The following is a 16411-nucleotide window of genomic DNA, read 5'->3' as shown; positions in this document are numbered from 1 at the left end:
GTTTTCGAAAAAAATGTTAGCGCTTTCGCCATCATTAATCTTGAGGAGGTATTTATGCTTACCATGACAAGAAAAGCAGTTAGTCTGTTGATCATGCTTGCCGTTATGATCACGGGATTTGTACCCATAATTGCGGATGCGACCGAGATGGAGAGCTATACAGTTTCTTCAATGGATATGACGGATGCCACTGATCCGTCATCTATGGCACAGACAGACAGTGCTCCGGCTACGATTCAAAATTACCCGATGCCATCCATCTATACCGCATCCAGCGTGTTTTCATTGAAAGCGGGTAACGAAGCGGTTCCTGTAATCAGCTATCTGCCTGACTATGACTACGCTGAGTTTTCTTTTTCCGGCACGGTCCATATCGAAGTTACTGTAAATGAGCCGATTACCTCTTATTCTATCAGTCCACAGGCTAAAAACATCGCGGGTACGGTCAACGGGAACAAGCTGGCGTTCTCGCTTTCTTCCTCAACCTATGCGATCGTCAAAATCAATAACCTGAAGAAGATTGTGATCGCAGCAGATCCCCTGGAGACGGATATTCCTCCGTCCACAGGCGCCGGTATCTATAATGTGACAGAGTCGCCGTACAACGCGGATAACACGGGGACATTGATGGCATCGGACGGGATTCAGCGGGCGATCGATGACGCCAATCAAGCCGGCGGCGGCGTTGTATTCGTCCCGGCCGGCGTCTATAAAAGCGGGAACCTGACGCTAAAAAGCAATGTGACCTTTTACCTGGCCGGAGGCGCTGTCATTGTCGGCACGGGCAAGGGTGAAGACTACGTGATCGATTTTCGCAAGGATTCACGAAATGCGGATGGCACGTATTTTATTCGTACGGCCGTAGACTCCAGCAATATCACGATACGGGGACGGGGAACCATTGATGGAAAAGGCATCGCGATGCGGGAGCGAAAGATGCCGGCGCCGAATAAAGATGAAGGGTTCCTGAATAACCTGCTGGTTCCGATCGCAACCACAAATTTTACGTTTGACGGTTTAATACTGCGGGATGGCGGTTTCTGGTCGTTCATGGTTGTCCGTTCCGACAATGTGACCATAAAAAATCTCAAGGGATTCCAGGATTTATACAAAATCGAGAATGACGTTATCGATATCAATGAGAGTCAGGACGTGCTTGTTAAACATGCCATTGGAATATCGGATGATGACACTTTTTCGACTAAAACCTGGCTGCAAACGGGGATGTCCAAGGGGTGGCCGGGCGCGCTTGAGCATTTGGAAAATGTAGTCTTCGATGACGCTTTTGCATGGACAAGATGCGCGGCTTTCAAGATCGGCATGGGAGTAGCCCAGCCGCAGATCGGCGTGACCATCCGGAATTCGTATGTGTATCAAAGCGCCAGAGCCTTGCTTATCGATCATGGTTACCAGTACAATACGCTTCCGGAGGAAGGTTACGCCCAAAACATTACGTTTGAAAATATCGATATCGAACGAGTCGGTATCAATCAATTCGGGAATTATTGGTTTGCGGTTTCAACCAGTACTTCCGGCGATGTAAGCAATGTAATATTCAAGAACATCAACGTTCGTGAGACGGGATCCCAGAAATCCAGGCTTTCCGGAAATGACGCCAAAGGCGGAATGGTCAACGGCGTCACGTTCGCAGATGTTTATGTTGGAGGCAAGCTCGCAACAAGCCTGAACGACTTGAATGCGACCGCTAATAGTCATGTAAATGGCATCCTTTTTGCCAATTCCAAGCCGCCGCTGTTCAGCGACAATTTCGAAGACGGAGATACGGCGGGCTGGACGTCCGTGACCGGCGGCTGGACCGTACCGACAGACGGCACGAATAAAGTGCTGTCCAGCGGAAACCAGACAACCACATCCCTGATTACCGCTAATAGCGGTGGCTTATGGACGGATTATGCGTATGAGGCCAGGATGCGCATGCCCATCACCAATGCAAACGCAGGCATGGTTTTCAGGGTGAAGGATGCAAACAATTATTATATGTATCGAATCAATTCATCGAATCAAAAGCTGGAGTTGTACAAATCCGTGAATGGACAATTGACGTCTATAGCCAGTTCCCCGTTCACAGCCCAGGAGAAGCAGTGGTATACGGTTAAGGCGGTTGTACAAGGGAACACGATTGCCTGTTATGTGGATGGAGAATTAATAATGGAATGGACCAATCCTGTAACCGAATTGACAGCAGGGGGGATCGGATTCCGGACCACCTCGGCGGGCGTCCATTTTGACGATGTCATGGTTTCACCGATCAATAAAGCGCCTGAAGATGTTGCGCTTTCGCATAACAGCGTAGTTGAAAACACAACTGCAGGAGGCATGGTCGGCACCTTTTCCACGACCGATCCTGATGCGGGAGAAACATTCGCTTATATGCTGACAGCAGGAGCCGGGGATACGGACAACAGCAGCTTCACGATATCTGACAACAAACTGTATCTTGCGGTAACGCCCGATTACGAAGTAAAAGACAGCTACAGTATCCGGGTGAGAAGCATAGATTCTGGCGGACTGTATGTTGAGAAGACTATTACGATCCATGTCACGGATGTGAATGAAACGCCTACGGATCCGATTCCTACGGTCACCCGGTTCAGCGACGATTTTGAAGATGGGAATACGGCAGGATGGACGTCTGCTTCCGGTTCCTGGAGTGTGGCAGCAGACGGGACGAAAGCCTTGTTCCAGAATGCTTCAGCCACTGGGCTGATTACCGCGGGGGATTCATGGACGGATTATACGTATGAAGCCAAAGTGAAAATGCCCATCACCAATGCAAATGCAGGCATTCTATTCAGGGTACAAGATGCGGATCATTTCTATATGTTCCGAATCAATTCCGCAGCTAAAAAGCTGGAATTGTACAGATCCGTGGACAATATCATGACCCTCGTATCCAGTACTCCGTTCACAGCTCAGGAGAAGCAGTGGTATACGGTGAAGGCTTCCGTTCAAGGGAACACAATGAAATGTTATGTGGATGGAGAATTAAAAGTGGAATGGACCAACCCTGTAACGGAATTAACCGCAGGGAAAATAGGATTCCGGACCACCTCGGCAGGTGTAGCCTTTGATGATGCCGTGGTTCTGGCTCCTGCCCCGATTTAGCTAGTCCAGCGTTCTGTGCCGATCCAAAAGAGCTGATCTACAGGTCGGTCAGCGTAAATGGGATCATACGAAGGAGCTGCCCCAACAGCCGTAAAATGGCTGCTTGGGACAGCTTCGTTTTTTAACTTATTCTTGGCGTCGCTTATTGTCGAGTTGGGGTTTCCAGTGACATAATCGAAGGATAGAGACTATAACGGGAGGCGTAAGAAGCTTGGGCTACCTTCGCAGGCAATCGTTCCGCAACAAACTCAAAATCGCATTTCTAGCCGTCATCCTGCTCTCCGTGCTGATGACCGGAGGGCTATCTTATTATATTTCGGCTGCCACCCTGGAAAAAAACGCGCTGAAGCTCACGCAGGATACGGTGGTCAGGTCCGCGCAGATCGTGGATGAGAAGCTGAACAAGCTGATGCTGATTATGATGACGTTCATGATCAGCCAGCCTTTTCACGACATGCTGAAGGATGCCGCCTCCGGGGACTCCAGCAAGTATTACACGCATCTGAACGATCTTGACAACGTTTTCTCGCAGGCGCGGATTGCCGAGCCGCTGATCCAGTCCATCTACGTGACTACGCCGATTGGCGAGTTCTATCCTTCGTCCTTGAACCGCAACCGGCTCACCGCGTTTGAGGATACTTTTCTGTATGACCGCATCGAAAAGGAGAAAAAGAACCTCTGGGTGGAGGGCCATGAGGATATGCTCTTCTCCGGCAGAGACCGGGTCATCTCGCTAATTCTGGAGCCGATCTTTGACATTCCGGTCAGTGATGTCTATATTGTCGTGAATATCCGCGAGGACGGCTTCCGCAAGCTGGTGCAGGGAGACACCGGGACAGGGGCGTTGAGCTTTTTGCTGAACGCAAAAGGAGAGACGGTTTACCCTGGGAAGGAGCCGCTGGTCCAGCAGGCGGTAGAATTAGGGAATCTGAGGAATATGATGAACCGCCCGGAAGGCAGCCAATCCTTTGAACTGGACGGCAAAGCTTATTTGCTCAATTATGCCCAACTCGGCATAGCGGATTGGACGATGACCACCATCCAGTCTCAGGCCAGCGTGCTGAAAGACATGGTATATGTGAAATGGCTGATCGCCGGGATTGCTCTGACGGCATTTACCGTAACAACGCTGATTTCCGGCGCGTTTACGCGCTATCTGCTGAAGCCGCTGCAAGGGCTGCTGAAAGTGATGAAGCGGGTGGAGAACAATGATTTGTCCGCCCGTTTTGAGAGCGGCAGCGGAGATGAGCTGGCACAGGTGGGCTTCCGGTTCAACCGGATGCTGGAGCAGATCGTGGTGTTGATTGAAGAGGTCACGGAGGCGCAGACGCATAAGCGGTCTGCGGAGATCAAGGCGCTATCGGCTCAGATGGACCCCCATTTTCTGTATAACACCCTGAACACCATTTACTGGAAGCTGAATTTGAGGCAGGTCGGACCTTCGCAAAAAATGGTCATGTCGCTTTCCCGGCTGTTCCAGCTCGGGCTGAACAACGGCCAGGAAATTACGACATTGACGAAAGAACTGGAGCATGTGCGCCAGTATCTTGAGCTGCAGGCAAGCTGCTATGAAGGGTTGTTCTCCTATGACATTGATGTCCGCGAACCGGAGCTGTCCTCGCTTTCGATTCCGCGAATCATTCTGCAGCCGCTGGTAGAGAACAGCATTCTGCATGGTTTTCGCGACCTGGTGAACGGCGGCTGGATCGAGATCGAGATTGCCGGAGACGGGGAACGCTGGACGATTGCCGTACGCGATAACGGCAGCGGCATGGACCAGACCCAAGTGCGCGCACTCTTTTGGCGCGAATCGGAGAAGGGGTATGCCGTGTCCAATCTGATCCAGCGGCTACAGCTCTATTACGGGAACAGTGCGGAAATTCATGTAGACAGTACGCCGGAACGCGGAACGGAAGTACGGATTGCATTACCTAAGAAGGGGGAGCATTCGGATGAGCAATCATAAGGCGGTCACTCTCTGTATGATCGACGATATCAAAAGCGTGGTGGACGGGCTGACCGCGATGAACTGGGAAGAGCAGGGGATTCGGGTCGCGGGGGTATCGAACAACGGGGAAGAGGGGCTTAAGATGATCAATGAGCTGCGGCCGGATCTGATCATTACCGATATCCGGATGCCGAGAATGGACGGGCTGAGCCTGCTGCGCGCAGTTTTGGAAGAGAACCGCAGCTGCAAGGTCATTTTGATCAGCGGCTATGCCGACTTTGAATATGCACAGCAGGCCGTGCAGCTAGGTGCGTTTGATTTTGTGGTGAAGCCTTTTTCAGAGGAAGATATCATGTCGACGGTGCTGCGGGCCAAGGCGGATATTATGGAAGAGAGGTCCAAGCGCTTAAGTCTGAGGGAAATGGAGAATAAGCTCCGCGAGAGCATGCCGGTGCTGCGGCAGGAATACTTTTCGCTGCTTGTGAGCCACCGCACTTCATGGGAAGAGGCTTCGAGGCGGTGGGATTTTCTGAATATTGAGCTGGAACCTCAGGGTTTCGTAGTGATGCTGATCGAAATTGACCGTTTCCAGGAGCAGGCTGCCGAGCTGTCCATCCACGAGATGGAGCTGATCCGTTTCTCACTGCTGAATATCATGCAGGAGACACTGGACGACTATGCGCGCAGCGTCGTTTTCCGCGCCCGTCATGACCGGTACCTGGCCGTACTGAACGCTGCAGGTGTATCTGGTCCGTTCAGTCCGATCGAAATTGCCGAGTTGTGCTGCCGGAATATTGAGCAGTATACCAAGTTTACGGTTTCGGTCGGGGTCGGCGGCAGAGTGGAGGAGATCAGCGAGCTGCCCGATTCCTACCGCCAGGCTCATCGGGCGCTGTCCCATCACCTGTTCACCGAAGGCAATGCGGCCATTATGTACGACGATATTCATCAGAGCGGAAGCCAGGAGCCGCTGGCGCTGGAGTACAAGGATGAGCTGCTGCTTGCCCTTCGTTCCGGGAATGTCGGCCGGACGGGCGCCATTCTGTCCGCGATTTCGGAAACGCTGCAGAATCTGATCTCCCGGCAAAATCCGGATTACCTCCTCAGTTTGTACGATGAGCTGGCCGCTTCAGCCATTCGCACCTTTTACGAGATGGTTCCGTATCCGGACATCCAGCCGCTGATCCAGAGATTCAGGGCGGTTCAAGGGGCAGCGGGGGTGTCGCTGCCCTCTCTGCAGCGACAACTGCTTGCTTTATGCACAGAGGGAGCCGAACTGGTACGCCGGAACAGCTTGTCCGAAGGACAGCGGGTGATTTATGAAGCCATCGACTATATCAAGAGCCGCCTGTCCGACGATATTACCGTAGGCGAATGCGCTGCCCATGTTCATCTCAGCGCGAGCTACTTTTCCAGCCTGTTCAAGAAAGTGACCGGGATGACGGTCACCCAGTATACGACCTCGGAACGCATCCATAAAGCGAAGCTGCTGTTGGTAGAGGGGGCGCAGGTGCAGGAGGTGGCTTCGGCAGTAGGCTACGAGGAGCGCAGATATTTCAGCGAGATGTTCAAGAAGAGCACCGGTCAGACGCCATCGGAGTTCAGGGCGGGCTATCACCCGGACCGGCCGGAGGCATGAGGCTCGTGCTGTGCAGACCATAGAATACTGTCCCTGGAGAGTGAGTCTGCCGCACTCCTTTTTCGAGGACAGAGATCTATAATAAAAGGCGAGTTCACAATATAAATGCTAATCAAAGGGGAAAAACGTATGCGAAAAAAATGGTTAGGTCTCAGCCTGAGCCTCATGCTGGCTGCCGGGATCGCAGGCTGCGGTGGGAACGGCAACAACGGCAATGGCGATACGGCGAATGATGCGGCGGGCGGCGGCACAGCGGCTCCCGCAGCTGAAACGGGCGGCAGCGCCAGCGAGCCTGTAAGGCTTAAATACTGGACTGATGACCGTCATGACCAGGAGTATATCAAGGAATTGATCAACAAGTTTAATGAGACGAACGGCGACCATATTCAGGTAGAATTGACGGTGATGTCTGAGAACTACACGCAAAGCGTCGACATCGCCTTTTCCAGCAACCAGGCGCCGGATTTGCTGCGCCTGAAGAGCGGCAACACGGCCGAGTTCGTCAAAAAAGGGTACCTGGCACCCATTGACGGTTATCTCACCGATGACATGAAAACGGAGTTCGGCAGCCTGGTGTTCGACAATGTCAACCGTTTTGACGGCAAGCTGTACTCCTTGCCCAATACCGGCCTTACCTTGCGTCTGGTCTACAACAAGGATCTCTTTGCCAAAGCGGGTATCGCGAATCCCCCGGCATCGCTGCAGGAAATGGTCGACGATGCCAAAAAAATTACCGCGGCCGGTAAATCCGAAGGTATATACGGCTTCGCGTTGAACTTCAAAAGTCCGAAGTCGGCGTTCGAGCGTTCCATCCGGGAGATTCTCTCCTTGAGCGGCTATCAGGGACTTGGCTTCGATCCGAAAACCGGCCAATTCGATTTCGCACCTTACTCGCAGGTTGTCGAATACTTCAAGCAAATGTATCAAGACGGAAGCATTCTGCCCGGCGCGGAGACGCTGGACATCGACCCGCTTCGCGCCCAATTCGCCGCAGGTAAAATCGGCATGTATCTTTCATTCTCGACGGAGCCGGGCGTGTACATGGATCAATTCCCGACGGAAATCAATTGGGGGGGAGCCTTAGCCCCAACGCTGGACGGACAGATCAAGGGAACTTCCGAAATCGTGTCCGCCGGAACCTGGCTCGGCATCAGCGCCAAGTCGGACCACCAGGACGCGGCCTGGAAATTTATGCAGTATATGTACGGCGACGAAATTTTGAAGACCTATCATGAAAAAGGCTTCGGGATTGCCATTGTGCCAAGTATTGTGGAACAGGCTAAAAACCCTGAGATCAATGGGATGGAAGGTTTCCTGGTCGGAGAACACGACTCGCTCTGGCCCGCTTCGCCAAGCGTTACTCCGGAAGGTTCCAACTATGGGGATGCCTTCTTCAAATATATTCTCAGCGGGGGAGATTTGAAAGCGATCACAGCGGATTTGAACACCAGATACAACGCAGCCTTGTCCAAAGCCGTGGAGAAAGGCGAGATTACCGTAACACCGGACCCTGCTTTTGATCCAAGCAAACCGCAGGGAAAATAACAGGGAGGATGGGGCTGACGCGCACTTCTTGGCGGATGCCCCTTTGCTTTTCCTGAAGAAGTCCTTGCACTTAAAAGGAAGGAGGAACGAATCATGAGCTTTAAATGGAAACGGCTCGGGGAGAATTCTCTGTTCCTGGTCCCGAGCATCATTCTGACTGCTGCTTTAGGCATCTATCCCCTGCTCTGGATGCTGCGCTATATGTTCTATGATTATGCCGGTTACGGCGATGCGCTGTTCATTGGCCTGGACAATTTCCGGCGGTTGATGCGCGACGGGTTGTTCTGGGAATCAGTGGGTAATACCTTTATCTTTGCCGGAGGCAAGCTGCTGCTGACGCTGCCGTTGTCCCTGCTGTTGGCAGTCATTCTGAACGGCAAGCTGCGGGGTGGAAATCTGCTGCGGAGCATTTATTTTATGCCGACGGTCATCAGTACCGCAGTCATATCCGTTGTTTTTTATAATATCTTCAATTCCTATAACGGGATGGTTAACACCGTTCTGATGAAGCTGCACCTCGTTTCGCAGCCTATCGACTGGCTCGGACCGAAGCATGCGATGCTCACGGTCATTCTTGTGGCGGTATGGGGCGCGGTCGGTAATTATATGCTGCTGTTCCTGGCCGGACTGCAGAGTATTCCGCAGGATTTGTACGAGAGCGCAGCCATTGACGGCGCGAATGCCGGAAGTCGATTCTGGAACATCACGCTTCCGATGCTGGCACCGGTTGCTCAGATGGTCATGATGCTGGCGATTATCGCTTCCCTGAAAGGCTATGAGAGCATTATGGTCATCACGGAAGGCGGACCGATCGGCAAAACCGAGGTCATGTATTTGTATCTGTACAAATTACTGTTCCCGGTATCTACGGGTTCACCCGTAACACAGCAGCTTGGTTACGGCAGTGCCGTAGGCTTCGCAAGCGCAGTAATCGTCGGAGCGGTCACCGGCTTATATTTCTTCTTGAGCCGTAAAATGAACAAAGTGTATTAGCGTACAGGAGGTCCATCAATGAACGAACAGATGTTATCCCCACAGCCGAACGGGCGCGGGAAATTGGCTGCCCGCCCGATTTCCGGCCATGCAAGCAGAGTTATGGCCCGTACGATCATGTGGCTGTTTTTATTGGCAACGGCGATGCTGACTTTGTTTCCCCTGCTTATGACATTATCCGGCTCTCTCAAGACCGGCGCCGAAATGATGACCGGCGGCAGCCTGCTGCCGGCCAAACTGCAATTCGCCAACTATGCGGAAGCCTGGAAGCAGGCTAATTTCGCCCGCTATACCTGGAACAGCGTGTTTGTCAGCATTATGGTTACAGCAGGCACTTTATTGGTTGCTTCCATGGCGGCATATGTAGTGGACCGGCGGGATTTTCCCGGTAAAGCCCTGTATGTTACGGTGCAGGCATCGATGATGTTTATATCCGTCGGCGCCATTGTGCTGCGTCCGCAATTTGACCTGATGGTGGCACTGCACTTGAATACCACGCTGTGGGGAGTCATCCTGATTCTGATCAGCGCCCATTCCAGCACGTTTTTTATGCTGCAGGGCTTCTTCAAAGCCATTCCCCGCGAGCTTGATGAAGCGGCAATGGTGGACGGCTCCGGGTTCATCCGCACCTTCTTCCGGATCATCCTGCCGCTCCTAACACCGGGTCTGGGCGTGGCCGGGCTGTTCGCCTTCCGGCATGCGTGGAACGAATACATTCTGCCGCTCGTGTTCACGATGACCAATCCGCAGCTGCAGACGCTTACCGTCGGGCTGGCGAATCTCCGCTACGGATCTTCCGCGGCCATGCAGATCCATCTGATGATGGCGGGAGCATGTTTGTCGATACTGCCGATGCTGATTGCCTATATTCTGGCAAACAAGACGTTTATCCAGGTGACGGCGGGTTCCGTCAAAGGCTAGATTCAATTTCTTATAGTGCGAGTTCAAAAAGTCGGGTTTACAGGACCGAAGCTTATGCTTCCGAAGTGCGTTTTTTCAAAACGCTTGAGTTGGATGAAGCCAGGGACTGAGGAGCGGAGCGTACGTTTTGGGTACGTGAGCACCGGAAGTTCCGGCTGAGTTCAAGATTCGACGTCGAATCCACTCCTCGAACTGCTTCGTCATGGGAAGACGACTTTTTGAACATCCTCTTATACAAAGGAGTATTATGCATGCATATGAGTGACTTTACAGTGGGACCCTTGGTTTCCAGCCCGGTGATCGCCCGGTATTCAGCGAATCCAATTCTGTCGCCAGGCGATGTACCTTACGGTCCGGCAATGGTCTTTAATGCCGGGGTCGCCAAATTTAAAGGCAAATATGTGATGGTCTTCCGCAATGACTACGGCGATGAACGCAAGGGGATCGTTGCCCCCCATCATACAACCAATCTCGGATTGGCCTTCAGCGAAGATGGAGTAAAGTGGGAGGTTCAGCCGGGTCCATGCTGGTCGTGGCATGATGAAGAGGTCATCCGCGTGTATGATCCGCGTCTGACGGTGATCGGCGAACAATGCTATATGTGCTTTGCGGTAGATACGAAGCATGGACTGCGCGGCGGCATCGCCGTAACGGAAGATTTCAGCTCCTTCGAGGTGTTGAGTCTGTCGCTGCCGGACAACCGTAATATGGTATTGTTCCCGGAACGGATCGGGGGCAAATATGTGCGGCTGGAACGTCCAATGCCCGTATACAGCCGGGGCGGCAGAGAACGCTTTGACATGTGGATGAGCGACTCGCCCGACCTGAAATATTGGGGCAACTCCAAGCTGATGCTGGCGGTCGAAGACGTGGCCTATGCCAATGACAAGGTGGGCCCGGGCGCTCCGCCCGTCAAAACGGACAAAGGCTGGCTGACCCTGTTCCATGCCGTGGACCTTGACCGCAGCCGGGGGAAAAACGGCTGGGAGGATAGCTGGAAGAAACGCTATACCGCCGGCATTATGCTGCTGGATTTAGCTGATCCCAGCCGGATCATCGGCAGGGCGGCGGCGCCGCTGCTCGCGCCTGAGGCAGAATATGAGACCAACGGGGGCTTCCGGAATGATGTCATTTTTCCCGGAGGCATGATTTTGGAGGAATCCGGGGAAGTCAAAATTTACTACGGCGCCGCCGATACGGTGGAATGTCTGGCTACCGCGCATGTGGATGATCTGCTGCGTCTTTGTCTTGAAGGTACGGTCAAATAAGCTGAATCGGAAAGTCTAAACCTATACAGATTTGGAGGAGCTTACTATGAATGATGGACATATAACGCTGCCTTCCGCCAGCATTCCGGTTGCCCAGAGCGTGGATGTGCTGGTCATCGGCGGCGGCGCTTCCGGCATCGCCGCGGCTATTGCCGCGGCGAGAGGCGGAGCAAGCACGATGCTGGTGGAGCAGCGAGGGTTCCTTGGCGGCATGGGCACCGTTGCGCTCGTCCCGGCCTTCTGCCCCTTTACGGATAAGCGGAAGCCGATTATCCGCGGCCTCGGCCTTGAACTGATGGAGCGGATGAAGCAGGCGTGCGACGCCGGGTACCGTGAGGAATATCAAGAGCTGCTGGATTGGGTACCGATCGATCCCGAGGTGCTGAAACGGGTCTATGACGATGCCATTCTGGAAAGCGGCGTCACGCCGCTGTATCACACCTTTGTCTACGATGTCGTACTGTCCGAGGATCGCAGAACGGTTGAAGGTGTCATTGTCGTCAACAAAACCGGACGTTCCTTCATTTCCTGCCGGTATATCATCGATTGTTCGGGAGACGGGGATATCGCTGCGCTGGCGGGAGTCCCTTTTCAGAAGGGCGGGGAAGCGGGCGAGCTACAACCTGGCAGCATGTGCTATCTGCTTGCGAATGTGGATCGTTCGAAGTTCAGACGGTTCCTGGAGGAGAGCGGGGACACGGGCCAGCTGCACAAGACGGTGGAGCTGGCGATCAAGGACGGAGCGCTGCCGGAGGGCCGCAAGTCGATCTCCGGGCTTGCCTGGGTCAGCGACTATCTAGTGGGCGTCAACTTCGGCCATGTATTCGGCGTCGACGGAACGCTTGCCGAAGATTTGACGCGGGGGGCGATTGAAGGACGCCGCACGGCGGAGCGCCAGCTGCAATTCTTCCGCCGCTATGTACCGGGCTTTGACCACGCCCATATGGTGGCGAGCGGAGAGCAGCTCGGCATTCGAGAGACGCGGCGCATCGAAGGGGACTACATCCTAACGGTCGATGATTTCCTTGCTGCGCGCTCCTTTCCGGATGACATTGCCCGGAACGCCTACTACATCGACATCCATCTCGCCAACAGCAAAAGCGATATGACCTTCAACCATTTGCCTCCGGGAGTTTCACACGGCGTACCGTACCGGATCCTGCTGCCGGTCGGCATCGACAACCTTTGGGTCGCCGGACGTTCCGTGTCCTCGGATCGTGCGGTCCAAGGCTCTCTGCGGGTGATGCCGAACTGCTTCTCCATGGGGCAGGCCGCGGGGACGGCGGCTGTTTTGGCGCTGCGAGACGGTACCGGCTCGCGCGGCATTACCGTAGCCGAGCTTCAGCAGCGGCTACTGGAGCAGGATGTATGGCTGGGCGAGGATCTCATACCGGCTGAGGAGACAGGGCGCAAGAAAGAAGGGAATGCACCGTGAAGCAGCTTCCCTTGACGGATGAGTGGTTTCACGGTGCCGTTTCGCTGGAGCACCGGGAGGAAGGAATCAAGCCGTGGCGCATTCCTTACACGGATTACGACCTATATCCGCCGGAGGGGATCGGGGGCAAGGCGGAGATTTGCGCCGGTATCCGCCTGCGGCTGCGCACGGATGCCGTAGAGGTCGCGATATCGTTCAAACCGCTTGCGGATGCCGCCGCTATGGATTGCCTGGTAGGGGGAGAATTGTTCCAGACGCTCCGCCTGCCCGGCGCAGCAACAGATGCCTTGTTCAGTGGATTTCAAAGCGGAGTCAAGGATCTGGAGATCTGGCTCCCGCAAAATATAGGAATGACCGTCACCGGCCTGCGAATTGGCGCCCAAGACGTCGGAGTCCCGCTGCCGGACACCCGGCCCCGATGGATCACTTACGGCAGCTCCATTACCCAATGCGTCGCGGCTTCCAGCCCCTCACGCGCTTGGCCGGCCATTGCTGCCGAAGCCTGCGGTTTCAGCTTGACCAATCTCGGCTTCTCCGGCAGCTGCCACATGGAACCGATGATCGGGCGGCTCATTCGCGATTTGCCGGCCGATTTCATCTCCATATGTGTGGGCGTGAACATCTATGGCGCAGGCACTGTAAGCCCGCGCATGTTCAAGCCGCTGCTGATTGGACTGCTGAAGACGATACGCGAGAAGCATAGGGAGACCCCGCTGCTTGTCATTTCCCCGATATATGGCACCATCCGTGAAACGGAGCTCAATTTGCTGGGCTTCACTCTGCCCATGATGCGTGAAGCCATCCGCGAGACCGTGGAGCTATTGCGAGAGCGGGGCGATCGAAAAATTTACTACCAGGATGGCCTGGACTGGCTTGGCCCGGAAGATGAAGCCTATCTGACGGACGGCCTGCACCCTGGAGCCGAGGGATATGAGTTGCTAGGGCGGCGTTTCGGCGACCTTCATGAATTTGCGTTCCGAGCTGTATATCGATTTGGGGATTGATGAATTCATACGATTTTTTAGTTTATACGTTGAAAAAGAAGGCGGATTTTAAGTCTGTTCAAAGCAAAACCGGCCGCTGCTTGCGGCCGGTTTTACTTTTCCCTGCTGCGGGATCTGGAACGGTACTGCTGTGTACAGGCATTTCCTGTCGGAGCCATAGGGACGAAGCGGGACAAGCTTTGAAGCGTTACAACAAAGGCAAATAATAGTACGACATGAATTTGAGCTTACGATAGTGAAACTAGTGGAAAATTTTTACGTCTAAGTAGTGACTGAAGTCCAATCTAATGCTGATGCCTTTTATTGTTTTGCATTAAAATAATCTAGAAGTTTTAAAGGAACAGCTGACGATAGTGATCTTGTTTGGAGAACCTTAAATATGAATACCTTGGAGTGAGCAGGCAAATGAACCTAAAACCGATGGATATTTTTCGCATGCAATATGACTTTATTTGGGATACCGAGACCTGGTTTTTACCCATAGAATCTGCCCTTAAGGGTTTAAATTCCGCAGATGCAAGCTGGCAACCCCCTGGTGGAGGGAATACGATCTGGCAAACTGTGAATCATCTTAATTATTACAACGCCTTACTTGTTAGACAACTCAATGACACAAATCCTGGAAAAAAGACATATAATCACAAGATCACATATGGAGATATCGGGGAACCTCCAAGTTCCAAATGGAAGGCTATCTTCGCAGAGAATACATTTGGAGATACCGGGGACCCGGCAGATTCTGAAAAATGGGAGGCAACCGTGGCAGAAACACGCCAAATTTGTGAAGATCTTCGAAAATCACTGGCACAAATGAATGACAGTCAGCTGGAAGAGGAACATGTCGGGGTTCTGTCTCGTCAAATTTTGCACAACGTATACCATATAGGGCAAATTGTATTCATTCGTAAACAACAGGGCTCTTGGCCAAAGGAGCGAGAATAATAATAGGAGGCTGTTCAGCATCGTTCCAAACATTTACATGAGGTGCAGGAATCAGTTCAAATATTATCGAATGTAATATTGAGAATAGAATTGGACACTGAGATTTTTGAAAGTGAGGTCTCAAAGGATGGGTAAATCTACGATCTGCTCCATGCAAAGTCTTGATCTATAAACAACGGCGGTTGTTTGTATGGAGCTAGGAATGATTTAATTTTACCGCCTTCATATCAGCGTTTGTGATTATTGTTTATAGGATAGGCTTTGCACCCTTAAATTTCATTTCATTTTAAGGAGCAGAGCTACCATGAAGTATGTAAACGCAGATATCATTTTTCCAGAAGAACTTTTAAAGGAAATACAGAAATACATCCACGGAAGCATGGTTTACATCCCAACTCCTGAAGGCCAACGAAGGAAATGGGGCGAAAATTCAGGAAGTCGACAACATTTGAGTCTCAGAAATGAAACCATACGTCAACAATATATCGAAGGTGCAACGATCGATGAACTTTCTGATCAATTCTGTCTTTCCCACGATAGTATTAAAAAGATCATTTATTCAAAAGCATAGGTGACAGAAATCACATCAGTTCTCTGGATGTGATTTCTTTTTGTGTAATAAATGATTCTGAAATATCTTTTATATAGGTTTAAAGCAGTTCCGTTTGCTACGATTGGAAAAACACCTTTCAGGGAGGGAACTGGGATGTCATTACAAGTTCGTCCATATTGTGCTGAATTAGAGGATACCGTTAAAAATTTAAGTCACAAAGCATGGATCCTTTTTAAGTACAATAAAGATTACGATCATCAGAGGATGAGTTGTATTTTTAATGAGGATGGTCATTTAATTTGTGTGGGTTACTTGCGACATGGAATAGCAGATGATCATGATGTATTCGAAATTGAGATGCCCACGAATGAATTAGCTTCAAATCGCATGGACGAGGTGAGAGAGGCTCTTTACCCAACGTTCATAACTACCTGTCAAAAGCTGCGTAATCCAAACAAAAAGACAAAGTTGGTTGCGTGGAAAGACTTTTATGGGGACAGAGCATTTTATGAAGAGAAAGGTTTTATCCCTTATCAAACCTATTACATAGCAAAACGTTCACTTGAAAAAACCATGCCTGAAGTCAGCACGCCTGTCGGAGTTCATGTCATATTCCATCCGATGGAATTCAAAGAGGAAAGAATCAAATATACCGAATTAGAAAATCAATTCTATCAAGGTGTTGTATACAGAAGTGTAAATATGTTGGAATGGATGATGGGTGGTCCAGAGTTACATACCATTTCTGCATTTGAAGGTAATGAGCTTGTAGGCAGCGTGATGTGTTGGCAAACTGGCGCAGTTGAACGATTATTCGTCATTTCTCGATGGCGTAATAAAGGGCTGGGTAAGTTTCTCATAACAAAGGGTTTTGAGTATCACCTGAAGAACGGTCGAAACGAAGCTGAGACGCTGGTTAATGAACAGAATAAGGATGCTATGTTGTTGTTAGAGTCCATGGGGTATACCTTTCCTGTACGATTAGAACTCATGTCAAGAGATATTTAGCAAAAAGCTTAAAGTGCAAATCGTAAACC

At 51.7% G+C, this 16411-nt stretch carries 12 protein-coding genes; all 12 read left to right on the top strand.

Translation table 11 applies throughout. From position 1 onward, the window contains the following. Nucleotides 1–63 precede the first annotated feature (63 nt). A complete protein-coding gene (locus tag CJP46_RS26120) occupies nt 64–3126 on the top strand; it encodes a 3-keto-alpha-glucoside-1,2-lyase-like domain-containing protein (protein ID WP_256992536.1) in 3063 nt (1020 codons plus the stop codon). 211 nt (nt 3127–3337) lie between these two features. Next, entirely contained in the window at nt 3338–5092 is a 1755-nt protein-coding gene (locus tag CJP46_RS26115; RefSeq protein ID WP_094598560.1) for a cache domain-containing sensor histidine kinase, read from the top strand. Then, nucleotides 5079–6713, top strand: coding sequence for a response regulator (locus CJP46_RS26110; RefSeq protein ID WP_094598559.1), 1635 nt, complete (start codon nt 5079–5081; stop codon nt 6711–6713). Before CJP46_RS26115 ends, CJP46_RS26110 begins: the two co-directional genes overlap by 14 nt. Nucleotides 6714–6842: 129 nt before the next feature. After that, nucleotides 6843–8258, top strand: a complete 1416-nt coding sequence (locus tag CJP46_RS26105; protein ID WP_094598558.1) for an ABC transporter substrate-binding protein — start codon at nt 6843–6845, stop codon at nt 8256–8258. Between the two features lie 93 nt (nt 8259–8351). Continuing rightward, complete coding sequence (locus CJP46_RS26100; RefSeq protein WP_094598557.1) at nt 8352–9251, top strand: carbohydrate ABC transporter permease; 900 nt, start codon at nt 8352–8354, stop codon at nt 9249–9251. 18 nt (nt 9252–9269) lie between these two features. Then, nucleotides 9270–10172, top strand: coding sequence for a carbohydrate ABC transporter permease (locus CJP46_RS26095; protein ID WP_094598556.1), 903 nt, complete (start codon nt 9270–9272; stop codon nt 10170–10172). A 257-nt stretch (nt 10173–10429) separates the two neighbouring features. Further along, nucleotides 10430–11440: a glycoside hydrolase family 130 protein gene (locus CJP46_RS26090; RefSeq protein ID WP_094598634.1), complete on the top strand. Its 1011-nt coding sequence runs from the start codon at nt 10430–10432 to the stop codon at nt 11438–11440. Between the two features lie 46 nt (nt 11441–11486). Then, nucleotides 11487–12875 (top strand): FAD-dependent oxidoreductase, encoded by a 1389-nt coding sequence (locus CJP46_RS26085; protein WP_094598555.1) that lies wholly within the window; start codon nt 11487–11489, stop codon nt 12873–12875. After that, nucleotides 12872–13879 (top strand): SGNH/GDSL hydrolase family protein, encoded by a 1008-nt coding sequence (locus tag CJP46_RS26080; protein ID WP_094598554.1) that lies wholly within the window; start codon nt 12872–12874, stop codon nt 13877–13879. The genes CJP46_RS26085 and CJP46_RS26080 overlap by 4 nt, the downstream gene beginning before the upstream one ends. Nucleotides 13880–14284: 405 nt before the next feature. Then, nucleotides 14285–14821 carry a DinB family protein gene (locus tag CJP46_RS26075; RefSeq protein WP_094598553.1) on the top strand — a complete coding sequence of 179 codons (537 nt, stop codon included), beginning with the start codon at nt 14285–14287 and terminating at the stop codon, nt 14819–14821. 304 nt (nt 14822–15125) lie between these two features. After that, nucleotides 15126–15392, top strand: a complete 267-nt coding sequence (locus CJP46_RS26070) for a CD3324 family protein (protein ID WP_094598552.1) — start codon at nt 15126–15128, stop codon at nt 15390–15392. Nucleotides 15393–15527: 135 nt separating this feature from the next. Next, a complete protein-coding gene (locus tag CJP46_RS26065) occupies nt 15528–16382 on the top strand; it encodes a GNAT family N-acetyltransferase (protein ID WP_179281340.1) in 855 nt (284 codons plus the stop codon). Nucleotides 16383–16411 lie beyond the last annotated feature (29 nt).

It is taken from the genome of Paenibacillus sp. XY044, from assembly GCF_002257645.1.
Lineage (GTDB): Bacteria > Bacillota > Bacilli > Paenibacillales > Paenibacillaceae > Paenibacillus_AQ.
This window is presented reverse-complemented; position numbering and strand designations above follow the sequence as displayed.

What these genes read in the sequence shown, in the direction of transcription:
- CJP46_RS26105 (WP_094598558.1), top strand. Translation starts at nt 6,843, where the DNA reads ATGCGAAAAAAATGGTTAGGTCTCAGCCTGAGCCTCATGCTGGCTGCC.
- CJP46_RS26110 (WP_094598559.1), top strand. Translation starts at nt 5,079, where the DNA reads ATGAGCAATCATAAGGCGGTCACTCTCTGTATGATCGACGATATCAAA.
- CJP46_RS26120 (WP_256992536.1), top strand. Translation starts at nt 64, where the DNA reads ATGACAAGAAAAGCAGTTAGTCTGTTGATCATGCTTGCCGTTATGATC.
- CJP46_RS26075 (WP_094598553.1), top strand. Translation starts at nt 14,285, where the DNA reads ATGAACCTAAAACCGATGGATATTTTTCGCATGCAATATGACTTTATT.
- CJP46_RS26100 (WP_094598557.1), top strand. Translation starts at nt 8,352, where the DNA reads ATGAGCTTTAAATGGAAACGGCTCGGGGAGAATTCTCTGTTCCTGGTC.
- CJP46_RS26065 (WP_179281340.1), top strand. Translation starts at nt 15,528, where the DNA reads ATGTCATTACAAGTTCGTCCATATTGTGCTGAATTAGAGGATACCGTT.
- CJP46_RS26095 (WP_094598556.1), top strand. Translation starts at nt 9,270, where the DNA reads ATGAACGAACAGATGTTATCCCCACAGCCGAACGGGCGCGGGAAATTG.
- CJP46_RS26085 (WP_094598555.1), top strand. Translation starts at nt 11,487, where the DNA reads ATGAATGATGGACATATAACGCTGCCTTCCGCCAGCATTCCGGTTGCC.
- CJP46_RS26070 (WP_094598552.1), top strand. Translation starts at nt 15,126, where the DNA reads ATGAAGTATGTAAACGCAGATATCATTTTTCCAGAAGAACTTTTAAAG.
- CJP46_RS26090 (WP_094598634.1), top strand. Translation starts at nt 10,430, where the DNA reads ATGAGTGACTTTACAGTGGGACCCTTGGTTTCCAGCCCGGTGATCGCC.